We start from the raw sequence: 16088 nt of genomic DNA on the forward strand, positions 1-16088 counted from the left end.
CTTCAGGTGCCCGTTGATCTCCGCTAATTCAGGGAAATTGAGCACCAGACGACCTTGCCGCCAGTCGGCAGGAAGTAATAGCTCCATTCTTTGGTGAGCTGTTCCAGAATGAGCAGCCCGCGCCCGCCCTCCGCGCCGGACACTTGCACTGCGCGCGCTGGTGGCTTGTTGCTCGGGTCGGCCAACCACACCAGCAAGCGGTGTGGTTCTCGATGAAGCGTCAGCGCCAGCCGTTGCGGCGGGGCGTCGGTCAGCTCGTCCGTTGTGTGCCGTACAGCGTTGGTGACCAATTCCGAGACGGCCAGCCGTGCCGTGTCGATGTGGTCTTCGCCGATCCCCCAGGACCTCAGCGCATCGCAGGTATGGCTTCGTGCCCACCGCACAGCGTCGGCCTGGGCGGCCAACTCCAGCCGGCTGACGAGGTGCTCAGTGCTCACGACCCGCCTCCCGTCCGGCTACGGCGGTCTCCTCAAGCGGTTCGACCAGCCAGAGCCTGCCGCCGATCTCCCTCTCCACCTCGTCCATCATGATCTCCGCCAACACCGGGATCTGATGCAGGTGTTCGGGCGAGGGCATGACGACATTGATGACGTTCTTGGCCCAGCAATGGACCACGACCTCCTGCCACGCCTTGAGTTGCTGCCACTGGGCCTCGACGAACACGTCAGCGAGAACAAAGCCTTGCGCTTCGGCGAAGACCACCAAGTCGCGCTGCAAGCGCATTACGTCGTCTATGCCCATGCCGGGAAGCACGCGGAGGTAGCCGAAGGCGAGTCGAGGTGTTGTCTGCATAGCGTTGGCTCCTTGCCCCGACGGGGAGGTAAGTGGGGCTTCCCGAGCCTGCTGGTATCCAATTGGCAGGCCAACCACGGCCAGGCATAGGCGGGTATACGTCCGGCGTATTGCCATCCCGGGGCCGAATGTGGCAATACGTTGAGTAGGCAACGGCCAGGGGCACCAGCGGCGGGAGTACCGGCGGTATGGCACCACAGCAAGCCCGCTACTGCCAGTGCGGTACGCGGCTGGCCAGGGACAACGCCGGAGACCGGTGCGGGGCCTGCACGCGGCACGAGCGGCAGTCAGCCGGCCAACCGCCAGATCTCCCGGCCGGGTTCTGGCAGCGCTCCCGGATGCGCGAGGCTCTGGAAAGCTGGCACTTCGGCCAGGTGCTTTACGCCTACCGCACCCACCCACACCATGGACGAGCGCTGTCGCAAGGAGCCGTCGCCGACTGGCTCGGCGTAACCCAGGCTCAGCTCAGCCGGATCGAGAACGGCGCCGCCCCGCAGGACCTCTCCAAGCTCATGCAATGGGCGCATAGCCTGAGAATCCCGGCCGACCTACTGTGGTTCAAGCTGCCAGGTAGCGAACGACAGTTCGCGGCTCCTGTCGATCCGCGGCAAGAAACCGGCCACCGGAAGCCAGAGCAACCCCGGCCCCGGGGCGTGACGTTGCTTCCGGTCATGGTCAACGGACAACAGGTCTTCGTGCCGGTCGGCGCGGACACGCTCGCGGGCAATGGCCTCGGCAGCCTGTCGGCAATCCCGGCTGACAGCATCGCCACCGCCACGGAACACGAGGCTATGAGTCCGCTCCACCGTAGATCGCTGCTCAGCGGCATTGCCGCTGCCGCTTTGCCTGGTTTGGGCCTGGAAGAACTTCAGCGCGTCGCGAGCGCCCTGGAGGATTCCCACCGCCACCTCGACGGCCCGGTCGCCGATTACTTCCGCACTCAACTGGAGCGCGCCAAGAGCGACGACGGCGCGCTCGGTCCGAAGAAGACCCTGCCGGTCGTCCTCGGACTACTCGGGGCCATCGAGCAGAGCGCTCGCAACTTCAAGCCCAAGGCTCGGCGCGAGCTACTGTCGGTCGGGGCCGACGGAGCCGAGTTCGCCGGATGGTTGTACCGCGATATCCACCAGCCCGGTCAGGCAGGCTTCTGGTACGACCGCGCGATGGAGTGGGCGCAAGAAGCCGATGATGCTGCTATGCAGGGTTATGTTCTGCTGAAGAAGTCCCAGATGGCGTACGACGAACGCGATGCACTGCGGGTGCTCACCCTCGCCCAGGCCGCTCGGCATGAGCGATGGCAGTTGCCGCCCCGGGTCCACGCCGAGGTCACCCAGCAGGAAGCCCTCGGGCTGGCCATGACTGGGGAACCGCTGGCTGCTGTCAAGCAAAAGCTCGACGAAGCGCACGGCCTGTTGACTGCCGTGTCCGCCGACGACCCCACACCGCTCGGGGTCTACTTCACCACCGACACCTTGCTACTGCGCAACGCTGTCACGTACACCGAGGCCGGGAAGCTGAGCCTCGCGGTTGGCCTGTTCAACGACGTGCTCAGCGCCGGATCGCTGTCCCACCGCGACACCGGATTTTTCAACGCGCGACGGGCGGCAGCACTGGCGCTCAGCGGCGAACCGGACGAGGCCGCCAGGGTCGGTAAGTCGTCGGCCCAAGTCGCGCACGAGATGAAGTCAGAGCGCACCGTGCGTGTGCTTGGCGAGGTTTCGCAGACGCTCGATCGGTGGCGTAGCCGGCCCGCAGTCCGAGAATTCCGCGAGACGCTTACCGCGACGCCGTGAGCCAGCCAGTCACCGTGCGGATGACAGACGCTTGATACTCCTGGCTCTTGGGGTTGAGGTACTGCGGGTCATCGTGGACGGCAAAACCGTGTTGCGAGCCCTCCAAAGGAACAAGCTGTACCGGAGCCGTGAAGCGCTCAACGGCGTCGCGGGACGACTCGAAGGGCACCAGCGTGTCAGCCGTGCCGTGCACGATCAGCGTTGGGGCCTGAACTTCCCCAAGCACTTCGTGGGGCTTGAGCCAAAACACCTCGTTGAGCATCGGGCGGCCGTGGCGGAGCGTCTGCGTGAACTGAAGTGCACCACGCTCGGTGAGTTCGGCTGCCGCCTCCTCGCTGATGACGTCATTCGTCCAATATGGCCGGGTGTCGACAGTCCGCCGTTTGTAGTTGAGTTGGGGATTGAAGAGCATCAGGCGGTCAACTTCATCCGGGCACTTGGCGGCATAGTAGGCACAGAGACCTCCGCCGAAACTTGCTCCGAGCAGGGTGATCTCCGCCGCTCCCGTTGCTTCGCGGAGGTGGGCAAGCATGACGCGAATGTCGTTGAGGATGGTGGAAAGCGTCAGTTCCTCCTGCTTGCCGTCGCTCTCACCGTGTCCCCGTAGGTCGAAGCGCAGCGAGGCAATGCCCGCCTCTGCGAGGCCGGTTGCGAGCCGTCCGAAGAACCCACCCTCCTCACGAGTGACACCACCGCCATGCACCAGCAGCACGGCGCGTGTGGTGGGCTCTTGGGGACGTTCGAGGGTGGCCGCCAGGTGCAGGCCATCAAGGGTCCGAACGCTCACGCTGTCAGTCGCCATGTCAGCAAGCGTAGTGATCAATCGAGAGTGCCGACAGAGCGACTGCATCATTATCCTTGACCGATTTCTGCAACTTCCCGGCCAGCCGCACGTTCAGAGCTGATTGTGGAAGGGAAGCTCGCAAGCTGCCCTCTTGTGCGCGTATTGCCGCGCTCGGAGTCAGATCAATCAAGCCTTGCCGAACCTTGGCAACGGATCCTCCCCCTGTTCTTTCAAGTCGACAATGACGCTGAGACTGTAGGGGCCTCCGGGAATTCGGCCGGCCGGCACACAGGGAATGAGAATCGCTGCCTTACTCGCCGAGGCTACGCCTATGGTGCCAGAATTGGGGCCCGGGGCTGTCACCTTTGGTCGAACAGCCGCGTCGCAAGGTCTACCTAGAGTCACGTCATCAAGCAGGATCGCAGCCAAGAGTCTTTACGGTCGCTGGCATGTAGGAACGCATGAAAGTCTCGATAGCATTCCTTTGCTCTCCGCCTTCGATATTTCGCGTTGTTTTGAGGGCGAGAGTGAAATGGTCGCCGCCTTTTGTTTTGCATGCGATTGTCGCTATAGCGCCGTCGTTACCGATTACAGCACCATCGGCGAGGTTGATCCGGCGTGGACTTTGAAGAGAGTAGATGCTGCTCTTTCCGTCCTTGGCGACTGATAGGGGATCCATCTTGCCTGAATGCCAGAAGAACTTGATTTCCAATACGCTCTGCTTGTCCACGGTCACATCACAGGGAGCGCTTACTTCCGACTCTCGGTCGATGCGATTGTATTCGTCGACCTCTCCAGCTGGTTTCAAGAGCGGCGCAACGGCAGATTTGGAAACCTTGGTGCCACAAATCTCTTGGCGCATGGATTCATTGTGCTCGGTAGAATTACTGCAAGAGGCCCCCGTGCCGACTGTGATAAGGCAGGCTGTCATGAGTAGCGTGCGTCTGAAATTGAATTTCACTCGGTCTTTTCTCCCGAAACCCCGTTGGCGAGTTTCCCGCCCGCGTTCGCTGCTTCGTCGATGTCCGCCTGGGGGCCGAAGGTAGAGTCGTTCTTCCCGCCGTGCTCCAGGGACCATTCGTGTGCGAGGGCCATCAATTGGCCATTGCGTTTCTTGTAGGAATCAACGTTCTCGTCAGAATTCTTGTCGTCAATCTTTTTTTGTTCGTCTTCCAGCCACTTCTCTGTGACGTAGTCGACCCCTGACTGCACTTCTCCGCTCCCCACCGGGATGTAACTAATGGCTTGGTCGACAATCCATTTCTGATCGAAGGCGGCCGTCTCTGGATCTCCGGCAGCGTGTGTGCGAGCAGCTTCCAAGAAGCCGACTGTCCGCCCTGTGCGTACCAGTGAATCATGTGGGTCTTTTTGCCCTGATTCATGAATGTCGGCGACAAGTGCATGGTTGATTCCACGGTTTAGGTCGCCATATGAGTCTTGGTCCTTGGAAACTTGCTTTATGACTTCGAAGAGCTGGTCCTGAGGAATAGGTGCCTTGTTCATATCTGGGTTGCTGGCTGATTCGTGGACCGTACTGCCGTGATTAACGAGTACCTGTGTCATAGGATCACGGAGGGAGGACGGGAATTCGTCGCCACTGTCAGCCAGATACTTTATGGATGACTTGAAGACCGCGTTGTTGTCCTTCGAGTGCTCGACGTGCTTCGCGCCCTCGTCGGACGGGTCGATACCAGTGGCGCCAGCTTGGAGGGCGGCGCCGAATCCGGTGCGGTCATCTGCGTCAATTGAGGGCGTATAGGTGGAGGCCTTTGCGCCCTCGTGCTCCCTCAGGATGACCTGCCAACGCTCGTCGTCCATCAGGTGCTTCATCCGGTCGTCATCCTTGAGGAAGGAAGCGGCGGTGGCTGGGTCATGACTCATGACGCCGAGGAGGCCGTCGACTGGGTCATTGGCGAACCAGCCGTCTCGCTTCCCGTCGTATTCGCCCTTCAGGGTCCAGATGTCGCTGTCGTCCTTCTCGGCTTTGATCATGTCGTCGCCGAGGTCCTTCAGGAATTGTGGCGAGAACCAGTCGTCTTTGCTTGCTCCATTTTCATCGGCCTTACTCATGAGGGTGACCAAGGACTGATACCCGCGTACCTTGTCGAGGCGGGCATCGGAGAATTCTGTCTGATAGCGCTCCTTGCCGGCATTCTTCATATCGGAACGCCACTCCTGGTACCAATCTGATTTGGTGTTCCTCGTGGCGGTGGCCAGCGTGTTCGCCAGCCCGTTCTCCAATGCGGCGTAGTCCGGCCTTCCCTTAGCGCTGTGGACGTGGATGAGGTCGTTCAACCGGTTCGTCAGTTGGATTGTCCCACCAGCTCCCAAGGCGTTGAGGAGTGTTTGGCTGAACGCCTTATTTCCGCTGTTATCGCGAAACGCTCGTTGCAGGCCGGAAATCTCCTTGGCCGAAACGGCGTCTCCATTATTAAGTTTAGTGGCAGTCTCATGTGCTGCTTCGGCTTCATACTTCTCGATGTCGCCTTTGGCCTGTGAATTGAAGCCGTTAGCTGTGCCATCGGTGATATTGGAGTCGATGACAACGGCTTCCAATGCGATTCGGACACCTTCGTCGGCGTCCTTGAGCGCACGAACGGTCACCTCGATCTGCTGAGACCAGGAAGCTATCGATTTGCGAACGCTTTCCTGGTAGCTCGGGTCGTGCCGAATAGCATTTTTTTCGCCTTCAGTCAATTTTTCGAAATCGTGCGTGACAATCCCTTGATCCGACACCTTCATGCCGGCGGCAATGGCATCCTGGCGCGCAGACCTTACTTTTCCTCTCAGATCTACGAAGTTGGTATGCGCATCACGGAGCAGAGAGGAGATTGCCTTGGCTTCTTTTTGTGCCGCTTGGAATTCCTTCAACGTCACGTCGAATCTGACGCTGGCTGCGTCTGCACTTACGCCGGTCCATGTCCTGCCGAGCGAGACGCTCTGTACATCGCTCTTGTACTGCTTCTCAAGCTTCTTGAATTCACCCGCCATGCCCTCCCATTTGTCGGCAGCTGCGGTGAGTTTAGAGAGGTGGGTAGTCATGACTTCGTGATAGCTCGGCATTTTTCCCCGTTTAGCGGTACTGATCAAGAGTGGACTGCTGTCGGATTTGACCGGCGATACCGACGTCGTTGTTCTGGAAGGAGATGGACGTGTTACGAAGTGCGTTGCTCTCCGTGGCCAGTCGCGCTCTCAGTGCCTTGACTTGCTTTCCCCACCCCGTGTGTGCGTTCTTTAGAGCGGCCGAAGTGACCCAGCCATCGCCGTCCTTGGCATTGAACTCGTTGACTGCTGCGACGGTCTCCTCGTCGGCCCAGTCTCCGGCCTTCTGCGTGTCTTTGTGCAGGTGCTGATCGATTGCGTCCGCTGCGGCCTTCTTTTCGGCAGGACTGGATGCCAGATCAGGCTTCCCGCCGCCAGGCATCAGCGGGCCGCCACCGCCGCCGTGGTCCACCTGGTTCAACTGCATCTGTGTGGCCTGTTTCTGAGCCGCCTCGTTCTTGAGCTGATCCCACTCGTCCCATGCCATCTGCGGGTTCCTTCCTCGGTGCGTGTCGTGTGAACGATCAGTTCCGGCTCAAGCAGACAGTGCGGTCCGGCTACTCAAAGGGGATTTCTGTTGCGGAGCTTCGGCGGATTTTGCGGATGACGCCGAGAGCGATTGCGGTGCCGATCAGGGCGGCGGCGCCGAGGCCCAGGGCGATCCAGAGGGTGTTGTTGTCGCCCGCGTCGGAGGTAGTTGTCGCGGCGGCCTGCTTGTTGTCCTTCGCGGCCGCCTTCTCGCTGCCGCCTGCGGACTTGGAGGCGTTCGGGGACGGCGACTTGGGTGCTGCCGCTGCCGCTGCCAGGTCCGGGATGGGGTACTCGTCGGCCGGGCCGGGGTTACCGGGGTTCTTCAGGGCGATGCGGGGGCGGACGACGCCGTAACCCACTACGTCGTCGCGCTTCAGGCCCTTGTCGTTGCCGCTGGCCGTTGTCATCAGGACGCGGAGGACCTGGTTGTTCGTCCAGTCGGGGTGCTTGGACCAGAGGAGGGCGGCTGAGGCGGAGGCGAGGGCTGCCGCGTTACTGGTGCCGGTCCCTGTGCAGATCTGCTTGCCGCGAAGGCATGCGCCGGCAACGTCGCCTCCTGGAGCTGCGAGGTCGACCTGAGGTCCCCACTGGGAGTTTTTTACGGGTCGTGCTTTCTGGTCGACCCCGCCGACCCCCACAACCCCGGGAGTGGCCGCTGGGTACCCCAGGAAGTTCGTTTTGTCACCCTGGTTGCCGACAGCCGCGAAGATCAGCTTGCCCTTGTTGATGGCGTACTTCGCTGCGGCAGCCAGATGCGGAGGGGCATCCATCTCTTTGCCTGGAGCGTTGAACTGGCCCATTGAGATGCTGATGATCTTGGCGTCGGAGTCCGCGGCGAAGCGAATCGACTTGGCCATGTACTCAAAGAATCTGGCTCGAGAGTTAAACTTTCTGTAGTCCTCCGTCCAGGCGGGCATGCGGATTGGCAGAATCTTGGTTCCTGGTGCGAGGCCAAAGGCGACGACAGCTTTGCCTCGTGAGCTCTTTGCGGCGATCAAGGAGGCCATTTTCGTGCCGTGTCCAGAATGGTCTGTGTGCTCGTCGCCATCCAGGTTGGAGTAGTCCTTGCCCTCCAGAACCTGGCCCCGTAGATCGGCTGCTGACTCATCCACTCCAGTGTCGATGACGGCAACCGTGACTCCGCTGCCGGTGCTTGTCTCCCACATTTCCTCAGCGTGCATCGAGTTCAGGTGCCACTGCTTGTCCCAGGCCGTGTCTGCGTGGGCCGGCATTGCCGTAATGCCTATGAGCAGGAACCCCACCCCGGCCGACAGGACCGACCGGACTTGGACTGGTCGCTCACTGCTGCTAGTCATTTGCTGCTTCTCTTCTCTTGCTGTTTCCTGCACTGTCAGTCGATGACCGGAGGCCCTGCACGCCGGTTGTTCCGCTGCCAGGTCTCCTCGTCCTCGACGAGGTAGTCCGGCCTGTCGTTTCCTTCCTCGTCGCGAGGTTTCCTCCGCGTGCGCGAACTCGGCGGCGGAACTGCCGCCCCGCCGCGTCCCGCTGGACCCGTCGCTTGAGGAGCGCTGCCTGGGGCGGCACCACGGACCAAGCCGGTTCCACCAGGTGTGAAGGGGCGAGTGCCTGCTCGGCTCGACTGGTTGGGACGGCCGCCCACGATGCCTCCGGTCTCGCTCGCCAGGCGGCGGCCGACAGCTGATCCGCGTTGACCTGTTCCGGCGCCTCCCGCGCCGGCACCAGTACCGGCGCCCATCGGTCCGCGAGCTGCGCCTCCTGTGCCGGTGCCTCCCGAACCGGACCCCATGGGCCCGCGACCGTAAGCGCCCTCGCCACCGACGACGGTGCCGCGGGGGATTCCGCCCGGGGTGCGGTTGGTGCTGGGCGTGGGACGGCCGCCAACGATGCCGCCGTTCCCGGGAGAACGTCCGGCAGATCCTGCTGCTGCGGACGTGCCCTGTCCGGGCAGCATCGGGGCACGGGCACCTGAGCTCTGTCGACGTGCGCTGACCGGGGCCGAGTCCGTGGGTGTCCTACCGCTGCTCACGGGCGGGTTGAGCCCGACGGGTGGCACCATGCCTCCGTCCGGCCGACCGGTGGTCGGCACGTTGCTCGGCAGGGTAGTCGATGCCCCGGAGGGGGCCTGTGGCAGCGTCCCAACCCCGTCGATTTCCGTGCCCACGGAACGATCCGGCAGCGCCGCGGTGGCTGGAGTCGTACCGAGCTCAGCGTGGTGAACCCCGCGCACAGGTTGCGGAGACTGACCGAACGCGTCGGCTCCTCCGCGCGGAGTCGGATCGGCTCGCCTGCCTGCAAGCGTTGCTGATCCCCCGGCGGTGGAATCCGGGGAACTTTGGTATTTCGGCTCCCACTCGTCGGCACCCATATATCGCGCCGGCGGCGGAAACGTAGGCGGCTGCACGCTGTTGACCTGGTGCGCCGACAGCTCGTACGCCTGCGCGAGCTTGGTCAGCCGCTGTACGGCCTCCTGCCTCGCCGCGTCCATCCGTCCCTGTGCGGCAGTCGCGTCCGCCTGGGAGCTCTTTGCCACTGTGCGTGCGTCGGGGTCGTTTCTGTTTTCCGGGTCCGTCGCAGCCTTGTAGTTCTTCTGGGCGCTCAGCAGGTCGCCCTTGGCCTTCGTCGTCTCGGCGAGCGCGGGCATCGTGGCCTTCGCTTCGGCGACGGCCGTCGAGACCTGTTCCATCCAGCGGGATGCGACCTCGCTGTACTCCCCGAGATGCAGCGTGGCGTTCGCGGCCTGGTTGCCCCACTGGCGGAATGCGTCACCGCCCTCGCCGTGCCACGGCAGGGCGGCCACATGCGTCTTGAGGTCCTCGCCGATCTTGGAGATCGTCGTGGCTGCTCCGGCCAGCTTGCGGGCCAGATTCGCCGGGCCCGCCGGATTGGCCGCGGTGAGCATCGCGACCAGCTTCTCGTGCGACATGGACTGGAAGTTCGTGCTCTTCGGCTGTGGCTTCGCATTCATCAGAAGCCCGTTTCCTTGCTGGTGTCCTTCTTGGCCGGGCCGCCGACAGGTTGCTGGACGGTCGGGTCCCGGTCCTTGTCGTAGTACTTCTCCGCATCCGCGTTGATCGCGGCCATACGGTCCCGGATGTCCACGTCGACGTTCTCGTAGCCCACGCGCGAGGCATGGACCGCGAGGCCCATCCCCTCGATCTGGGTTCCGAGCGCCTTCGACAGCTTTTGCAGCTCCTCGTGGACAACGTTGTACGACTCGAAGAGGAACTGCGCCTCAAGGAAGTCGTCGGACCCCAGATGGGCGCGGACCAGCCGATCGTCGGCCATCTTGCCCGGAGCCGCCTCGGACGTGTCGAGCTCGATCAGCAGGTCGTCGACCCGCTTCTTGAAGCCCTTCATCTTGTCGGCTTCGATCACCAGAGCCTGTTGAGGGTTCACCCCGTAAAACGTGTCGAACGACCGGCCCGTGTCCGGTGTTGACGCCCCACCCTCACCCGCCACAAGTACCTCCCCGTTACTGCCAAAGCATCAAGGATCACTTTACGTATCAGTAGTGACAGTGCGGGTCTGTCCGGTTCAGGGGTAATTGGGGTTTAATCATGATGACTTGGGCGTGCCCGCCGGTCATGGGGGCGTGACTGTCACCACATCCACGTGCCACACACAGCAGCGCCGCCGGGGGAGCGGCGGCGCTGCTGGTCTGGGTGTGGGGGGTATGGGGATGTGGGGATGTGGGGGGAAGGGTTACGGCAGGTTGTGGACGTGCGGGCCGACGGCGTCGGACCAGGCGTTGCCCGCCGTCGCGTCCCAGTTCGTCGACCAGGTCATCGCGCCGCGCAGGCCCGGGTAGGTCTTGGACGGCTTGAACGAGCCGCAGTTGGTGCCACCGGTCAGACAGTCCAGGGCGTTCCTGACGATCTGCGGGTCCACGTAACCGCTGCCCGCGCCCCGTGTCGAGGCCGGGACGCCGATGCCCACCTGGCTCGGGTCCAGGCCTCCCTCCAGCTGGATGCAGGCGAGTGCGGTGAGGAAGTCCACCGAGCCCTGCGAGTAGACCTTGCCGTCGCAGCCCAGCATCGAACCGCTGTTGTAGTACTGCATGTTGACGACGGTCAGGATGTCCTTCACGGCCAGCGCCGTCTTGAAGTACTCGGTCGACGTCGACTGCATGTCGATCGTCTGCGGCGCCATCGTGAGGACCAGGCCCGAACCCGTCTTCGCCGACAGCTGCTTGAGCGCCTTCGTCAGGTACGTGGCGTTGACGCCGTGCTCCAGGTCGATGTCGATCCCGCTGAAGCCGTACTCCTGCATCAACGTGTGGGCGCTGTCCGCGAAGGCGGTCGCGGAGGCGTCGCTGTTGATCGTGACGTTGCCCTTCTCGCCGCCGACCGAGAGGATCACCGACTTTCCGGCCGCCTTCTTGGCCGCGATGTCGGCCTTGAAGCCGTCGACCGAGGAGTAGCCGACCGCCGGGTCGAGGGTGAAGGTGAGTTCGCCGGCGGTGGGGGTCGCGTCGGCGAAGGAGACCGCGATGATGTCGTACTGCGCCTGCACGTCACCGAGCTTCTGGACGGCCGCGCCGTTGTTGAAGTTCTGCCAGTAGCCGGTCAGTGCGTGCTTCGGTACTGCCGCCGCGCCGACCGCGACCGTCGTGTCGTCCGCGGGCGCGCCCATGGCTGCTCCCGTGGTGGTGAGCGCCGCCGTGACGGCCAGCGCCAAGGCCGCGCCGATGCCGACCCGTCGGCGAGCGCTGCTGCGAGGGGCCCGGAACGAGTGGCGGGCGTGCTGAGTGCGGTCCACTTGCTGCCTCCGTGGGGGGAGTGTGGGGGAGGGGTCGCTGGGACGGTGGCCACCGCTGGTCGTACAAGCTGGTTCAGACCAATTCGGTTGTCAAGACCTCTGACAGCGTTGTCGGCGCGGTTGGTGATCTCATCCCGGTGCAAACCGGCGTCGGAGATCCATAGGCGAAATAACGCCAACTCACGCACGAGTACGGCCATACAAGAAAAAGGAAAGGTGTTCTCCGCCACGTTGGTCGTGGATAAAGTGCTGGTGCAGCACGACGGAGCAGCATCGATCTGCGCACGCCGGGACCGCGGCGGACGGAGTGAACGGGGTGACCAACGTGCCGACCGCGATAGCAGTCACCAGCACCGACCTGGTGCTGCCGCCCACCGACCGGCAGACGCCGACCGCCGCGCTGATCCGCGCCCCGGGCGACCAGCCGCTCGATGCCGCGCTGGCCGACATGAACGTGATGCTGGAGCGGCACGGATACGTGGTGGTGCTCTACCCCGCCTCCATTCCCGTCGCCCACGAACAGCGCCTGCACACCATCCGATCCGTCCTGGAGACCGACCGGCTGGCCCTGCTGAAGCTCGACCTGCCACCGCTCGGCGTGGCCGTTCTCGTACGGCAGCTGCGCCAGTTGTCCATCTGCGACTTCAGCGCCGGGGTCGTGGCGTCGGCCGCCAGACTCCTCTCGCACTACATCTACGCGGGCGCGCTCCTCAACTCGGTCACCAAACTCGACCGCGTCCCGGTCAGCCTCAAGGCGCACGCGAAGTCCTGGGTGCCGGGTGCGCAGTTCGGCGTACTGGCCTGCCCCACACCCGAGTTGATCAAAGTGGGGGCCGGGGCGACGCTCGCCGGGCCCGAGTTCGCCACCCAGCTGCTGGTCGCCAAGGGGCAGCTGACCTCGGACTGGGTGACCGAAACCCTCGCGCCCGCCTGGCAGGTGCAGGGCGTGCAGGAGACGGAGCTCACCGACTATTCGCCGCGCTGGTGGGGTACGGCCAAGATGATCGAGTTCGCCGCGTTCCTGCCGGACATCTCCGTCCTGTACCAACTGGTCGCGTCCGTACGGCGGGAGCAGTGCCACTGGTGCGGCATAGAGCTCATAGGGGATCGCTGCGGATTCTGTTCGGCCCCGCTCGCGCCGCCCGAGAACCGGGCGCGCGCGCACCGGACGCGCGCGGTCGCCGCCCTGGGGCAGGGGCCGCCCTGATGCCGTACGGGGTCAGCGCGCGCACCGCCCCGCTCACTGTCCGTTGCTCCGACCGACATTCCTGATCGAGGTAGCCCGACCCCATGAACTCACGTCAGCGCCGCGGCGTCATTCTGCTGCTCCTCTCGGTCCTCTGCGCCTTCGGCGCGTTCGCCGGCGTGCTCTCGGTGATCCGTGATGTGAACGCCAAGGTGGGGCCCGAGGTCGCGGCGTACCGGCTCAAGGACGACGTGGCCCCGTACAAGCAGCTCAGCGCGGCACAGTTCGAGAAGATCTCGATGCCCGAGCGATGGCTTTCGGCCAATGCCGTGACCGACATCTCCGAGGTACGCGGAAAGATCGCGGTCACCCAGCTCCGGAAGGGCTCGCTGCTCCAGAGCGACATGATCGTGCGCAAGCCGGAGCTCTCGGCGGGCGAGCAGGAGATCGCCATCATGATCGATGCCGCCACCGGGGTCGCCGGAAAGATCAACCCCGGCTCCCGGGTGAACATCTACGCCACCTTCGAGGGCGAGGAGAAGGGGCAGCCGAACAAGTCCCAGGTCATCGTCGCCGGCGCCCGGGTCATCGACGTAGGCAAGATCACCGCGCTGGAGCCCGGCAACAACGACCGCAGCCGCAGGGCGAAGGACGCGGTGCCGATCACCTTCGCCCTCAACACGCTCGACGCCCAGCGCGTGGCCTACGCGGAGTCGTTCGCCGAGCATGTGCGCCTGGCGCTCGTGGCCGACGGCAGCGACACCACCATCACCCCGCGCGACCGTGAGTACACCCTCGACGGGGACAAGTGAGGACCGGCCCTATGACGACTCGCATCCTCCCGGCGGTTGGCGACCCGGACGCCGCCCGCGCCATCATCACCCTCCTCAGCCAGCTCCCCGACGCGGAACCGGCCGCGCCCGTCACGGACTCGACCTCCCTGCTCGACACCCTCGCGCGGCTCGCCGCCGAATCCCTCGACGAACTGCCCGAAGTGCTCCTGGTGCACGAGCGGATCGGCCCGGTGCCGGCCCTCGAAGTGATCCGGGAGGTCGCGCTGCGCTTCCCGGCGGTCGGCGTCGTCCTCATCACGAGCGACGCGGGCCCCGGCCACTTCACGGCGGCGATGGACTGCGGGGCGCGCGGCCTGGTCGGACTCCCGCTGGGTTACGAGGAACTGGCGGCCCGCGTGCAGGGCGCTGCGGCCTGGTCCATCGGTGTACGCCGCCACCTCGGCGCCGGCTCCGACGTCTTCTCGGGGCCCGGCGGCACGGTGGTCACCGTGACGGGGGCCAAGGGCGGCACGGGGGCCACGGTCACCGCCGTACAACTGGCGCTCGCGGCCAAGGCGTCGGGGCGCACCGTCGCGCTCGTCGACCTGGACCTCCAGTCGGGGGACGTCGCCTCGTACCTCGACGTGCAGTTCAGGCGGTCGATCGCCGACCTGGCCGGAATCGCCGACATCTCGCCGCGAGTCCTCCAGGACGCCGTCTACACCCACCCCACGGGCCTCGGCCTGCTGCTCGCGCCCGCCGAGGGCGAGCGCGGCGAGGAGGTCACCGACCGGGTGGCCCGCCAGGTGGTCGGCGCGCTCCGCAACCGCTACGAGGTCGTCGTCGTCGACTGCGGCACGCAGATGAACAGCGCCAACGCCGCGGCGATAGAGATGGCCGACCAGGCGCTGCTCGTCGTCACCCCGGACGTGGTCGCCGTGCGGGGGGCCAAGCGCATGGTGCGGATGTGGGACCGACTCCAGATCCGTAAGGCGGAGGAGACGATCACCGTCGTCAACCGCCACACCCGCAACACGGAGATCCAGCCGGCGCTCGTGGAGCGCATCACGGGTACGAAGGTCTCGCGCATCGCGATCCCGGCCAATTTCAAGGAACTCCAGGCGGCGACGGACTCCGGCCGCATGCAGGACCTGGACAGCCGCAGCTCGGTCAAGCAGGCGCTGTGGGCCCTCGCGGGTGAACTGGGCCTGGTCAAGGCGCCGGAGAGCGCGGGCGGGCGGGGCAAGGGCGGCGACCACAAGGCGCTGGTGCTGCGCGGCAAGGGCGCGCGGGCGGGCAGGGGCGGCCGGGACAGTGGCGCGGTCACCGTCGAGCTGGCGGGCATGGCCCCGCTGATCATCTTCGTGATGATCGCGATGTGGCAGGCGGTGCTGTTCGGCTACACGTTCTCGCTGGCGGGCAACGCGGCGGACGAGGGCGCGCGGGCGGCCACGGCCGCCGAAGCGAGCGGCGGCGATCCGCAGGCCGCGTGCGGCGAGGCGGCGCGACAGCGGCTGCCGGCCAGTTGGCAGGACGGGTTCGCGCCCACCTGCGGGGCTTCGGGAAACCTGTGGAAGGCCGAGGTCAGGCTGCAGACGCCGGTGCTCTTCCCCGGCGCGGGCAACTTCCCCTGGTCCGTCAACGGCAGCGGCGGCGCCGCGAGGGAAAAGACGGAGGACCAATGAATCCAGCCAATGGAGCGAGGGCATGGGGCGGTGGGGCGGGCGCGGGCGGCCCCCTCGCCCAAAGGACGTGTGTCCGGAGCCGGGTCACTCGCGCCGGGGCCCGCGGAGGCGCCGGAGCGGGCAGCCGCGGTGGGTGTGCCGTGGCCGCCCGGAGCGCGGGTGGCGACGGCATCGGGTTCCCGAGCGCGGCAGCCCGGACGAGCGTTTCCGGGGCCGATGCGGCGCCCGAGGCCGTTCCCCGAGCCGCCGCTGTTCCCCGCGCCCGCACCCTCGTTCCCCGCCTCCGGGGTCTCCGGGGTCTCCGCACCCTCGGCGGTTTCTGCGGCAAGACGCAGCGCGACCGCGGTGCCGCCATCCTCGAATTCACCGGGTTCCTCCCGATCCTGCTCTTTGTCGCCATGGCCGCCATCCAGCTCGGCCTCGCCGGATACGCCGCCTCCCAGGCCGGCACCGCCGCCCGCGCCGCCGCCCGCACCGAGTCCCTGGAGCCCGGCTCCGGCGCGGCCTCCGGGTACGCCTCGATCAGCGGCTGGATGGGCGGACGTACGACCATCAGCGCCGGACCCGCCGGGGCCGAGACCGTGTCCGGCACGGCCGTGGTCGGGATTCCGTCCGTACTGCCCGGCATCGGCGACTTCGGGCCGATCACCCGCACCGTCGTCATGCCGAGCGACGGGGAGGAGCCCTAGCACCGGCGCACCCGGGGCCCGACCCGGAAAGCAGCAGGACGCGCCGCACCACCCCGCCCGAGCGAGGAGCACC

At 65.3% G+C, this 16088-nt stretch carries 15 protein-coding genes; 5 read left to right on the forward strand and 10 right to left on the reverse strand.

What is annotated here, in order from left to right; translation table 11 throughout:
- Positions 1-23: 23 nt before the first annotated feature.
- Positions 24-437: an ATP-binding protein gene (locus tag ACLLJJ_RS25335; protein WP_434595684.1), complete on the reverse strand. Its 414-nt coding sequence runs from the start codon at positions 435-437 to the stop codon at positions 24-26.
- Positions 427-792, reverse strand: a complete 366-nt coding sequence (locus ACLLJJ_RS25340; protein ID WP_434595686.1) for a hypothetical protein — start codon at positions 790-792, stop codon at positions 427-429. Before ACLLJJ_RS25340 ends, ACLLJJ_RS25335 begins: the two co-directional genes overlap by 11 nt.
- Positions 793-1130: 338 nt before the next feature.
- Between ACLLJJ_RS25340 and ACLLJJ_RS25345 the strand changes: the two genes are divergently transcribed.
- Positions 1131-2585: a helix-turn-helix domain-containing protein gene (locus tag ACLLJJ_RS25345; protein ID WP_434595688.1), complete on the forward strand. Its 1455-nt coding sequence runs from the start codon at positions 1131-1133 to the stop codon at positions 2583-2585.
- Here ACLLJJ_RS25345 and ACLLJJ_RS25350 read toward each other — a convergent pair.
- From ACLLJJ_RS25350 to ACLLJJ_RS25385, 8 genes are all read right to left on the reverse strand, one after another.
- Positions 2569-3387: an alpha/beta hydrolase gene (locus ACLLJJ_RS25350; protein WP_434595690.1), complete on the reverse strand. Its 819-nt coding sequence runs from the start codon at positions 3385-3387 to the stop codon at positions 2569-2571. The two genes, ACLLJJ_RS25345 and ACLLJJ_RS25350, sit on opposite strands and share 17 nt — an antisense overlap.
- Positions 3388-3778: 391 nt before the next feature.
- Positions 3779-4231 carry a hypothetical protein gene (locus ACLLJJ_RS25355; protein WP_434595692.1) on the reverse strand — a complete coding sequence of 151 codons (453 nt, stop codon included), beginning with the start codon at positions 4229-4231 and terminating at the stop codon, positions 3779-3781.
- 95 nt (positions 4232-4326) lie between these two features.
- Entirely contained in the window at positions 4327-6411 is a 2085-nt protein-coding gene (locus tag ACLLJJ_RS25360; RefSeq protein WP_434595694.1) for a hypothetical protein, read from the reverse strand.
- A 31-nt stretch (positions 6412-6442) separates the two neighbouring features.
- Positions 6443-6898 (reverse strand): hypothetical protein, encoded by a 456-nt coding sequence (locus ACLLJJ_RS25365; RefSeq protein WP_434595695.1) that lies wholly within the window; start codon positions 6896-6898, stop codon positions 6443-6445.
- A 70-nt stretch (positions 6899-6968) separates the two neighbouring features.
- Positions 6969-8258: a type VII secretion-associated serine protease mycosin gene (gene mycP, locus ACLLJJ_RS25370; protein WP_434595697.1), complete on the reverse strand. Its 1290-nt coding sequence runs from the start codon at positions 8256-8258 to the stop codon at positions 6969-6971.
- A 35-nt stretch (positions 8259-8293) separates the two neighbouring features.
- Positions 8294-9889 (reverse strand): WXG100 family type VII secretion target, encoded by a 1596-nt coding sequence (locus ACLLJJ_RS25375; RefSeq protein ID WP_434595698.1) that lies wholly within the window; start codon positions 9887-9889, stop codon positions 8294-8296.
- A complete protein-coding gene (locus ACLLJJ_RS25380; RefSeq protein WP_434595699.1) occupies positions 9889-10320 on the reverse strand; it encodes a hypothetical protein in 432 nt (143 codons plus the stop codon). Before ACLLJJ_RS25380 ends, ACLLJJ_RS25375 begins: the two co-directional genes overlap by 1 nt.
- Positions 10321-10626: 306 nt before the next feature.
- On the reverse strand, positions 10627-11613 hold the full coding sequence (locus tag ACLLJJ_RS25385) for a chitinase (protein WP_434600518.1): 987 nt from the start codon (positions 11611-11613) through the stop codon (positions 10627-10629).
- Between the two features lie 394 nt (positions 11614-12007).
- Here ACLLJJ_RS25385 and ACLLJJ_RS25390 point away from each other — a divergent pair, with 394 nt between their 5' ends.
- The 4 genes from ACLLJJ_RS25390 (at position 12008) to ACLLJJ_RS25405 (ending at position 16015) form a co-directional block, all read left to right on the forward strand.
- Positions 12008-12889 carry a hypothetical protein gene (locus ACLLJJ_RS25390; protein WP_434600519.1) on the forward strand — a complete coding sequence of 294 codons (882 nt, stop codon included), beginning with the start codon at positions 12008-12010 and terminating at the stop codon, positions 12887-12889.
- Between the two features lie 83 nt (positions 12890-12972).
- On the forward strand, positions 12973-13680 hold the full coding sequence (gene cpaB, locus ACLLJJ_RS25395) for a Flp pilus assembly protein CpaB (RefSeq protein WP_434595701.1): 708 nt from the start codon (positions 12973-12975) through the stop codon (positions 13678-13680).
- 11 nt (positions 13681-13691) lie between these two features.
- Positions 13692-15326, forward strand: a complete 1635-nt coding sequence (locus ACLLJJ_RS25400; RefSeq protein WP_434595702.1) for an AAA family ATPase — start codon at positions 13692-13694, stop codon at positions 15324-15326.
- 140 nt (positions 15327-15466) lie between these two features.
- Positions 15467-16015 (forward strand): TadE/TadG family type IV pilus assembly protein, encoded by a 549-nt coding sequence (locus tag ACLLJJ_RS25405; protein WP_434595704.1) that lies wholly within the window; start codon positions 15467-15469, stop codon positions 16013-16015.
- Positions 16016-16088 lie beyond the last annotated feature (73 nt).

This window comes from Streptomyces sp. A5-4 (genome assembly GCF_051131715.1).
Taxonomy (GTDB): domain Bacteria; phylum Actinomycetota; class Actinomycetes; order Streptomycetales; family Streptomycetaceae; genus Streptomyces.

Excerpts from the sequence above, each read along its gene's own strand:
- ACLLJJ_RS25340 (WP_434595686.1), bottom strand. The coding sequence starts at position 792 with ATGCAGACAACACCTCGACTCGCCTTCGGCTACCTCCGCGTGCTTCCC.
- ACLLJJ_RS25345 (WP_434595688.1), top strand. The coding sequence starts at position 1,131 with ATGCGCGAGGCTCTGGAAAGCTGGCACTTCGGCCAGGTGCTTTACGCC.
- ACLLJJ_RS25350 (WP_434595690.1), bottom strand. The coding sequence starts at position 3,387 with ATGGCGACTGACAGCGTGAGCGTTCGGACCCTTGATGGCCTGCACCTG.
- ACLLJJ_RS25355 (WP_434595692.1), bottom strand. The coding sequence starts at position 4,231 with ATGCGCCAAGAGATTTGTGGCACCAAGGTTTCCAAATCTGCCGTTGCG.
- ACLLJJ_RS25360 (WP_434595694.1), bottom strand. The coding sequence starts at position 6,411 with ATGACTACCCACCTCTCTAAACTCACCGCAGCTGCCGACAAATGGGAG.
- ACLLJJ_RS25365 (WP_434595695.1), bottom strand. The coding sequence starts at position 6,898 with ATGGCATGGGACGAGTGGGATCAGCTCAAGAACGAGGCGGCTCAGAAA.
- mycP (WP_434595697.1), bottom strand. The coding sequence starts at position 8,258 with ATGACTAGCAGCAGTGAGCGACCAGTCCAAGTCCGGTCGGTCCTGTCG.
- ACLLJJ_RS25375 (WP_434595698.1), bottom strand. The coding sequence starts at position 9,889 with ATGAATGCGAAGCCACAGCCGAAGAGCACGAACTTCCAGTCCATGTCG.
- cpaB (WP_434595701.1), top strand. The coding sequence starts at position 12,973 with ATGAACTCACGTCAGCGCCGCGGCGTCATTCTGCTGCTCCTCTCGGTC.
- ACLLJJ_RS25400 (WP_434595702.1), top strand. The coding sequence starts at position 13,692 with ATGACGACTCGCATCCTCCCGGCGGTTGGCGACCCGGACGCCGCCCGC.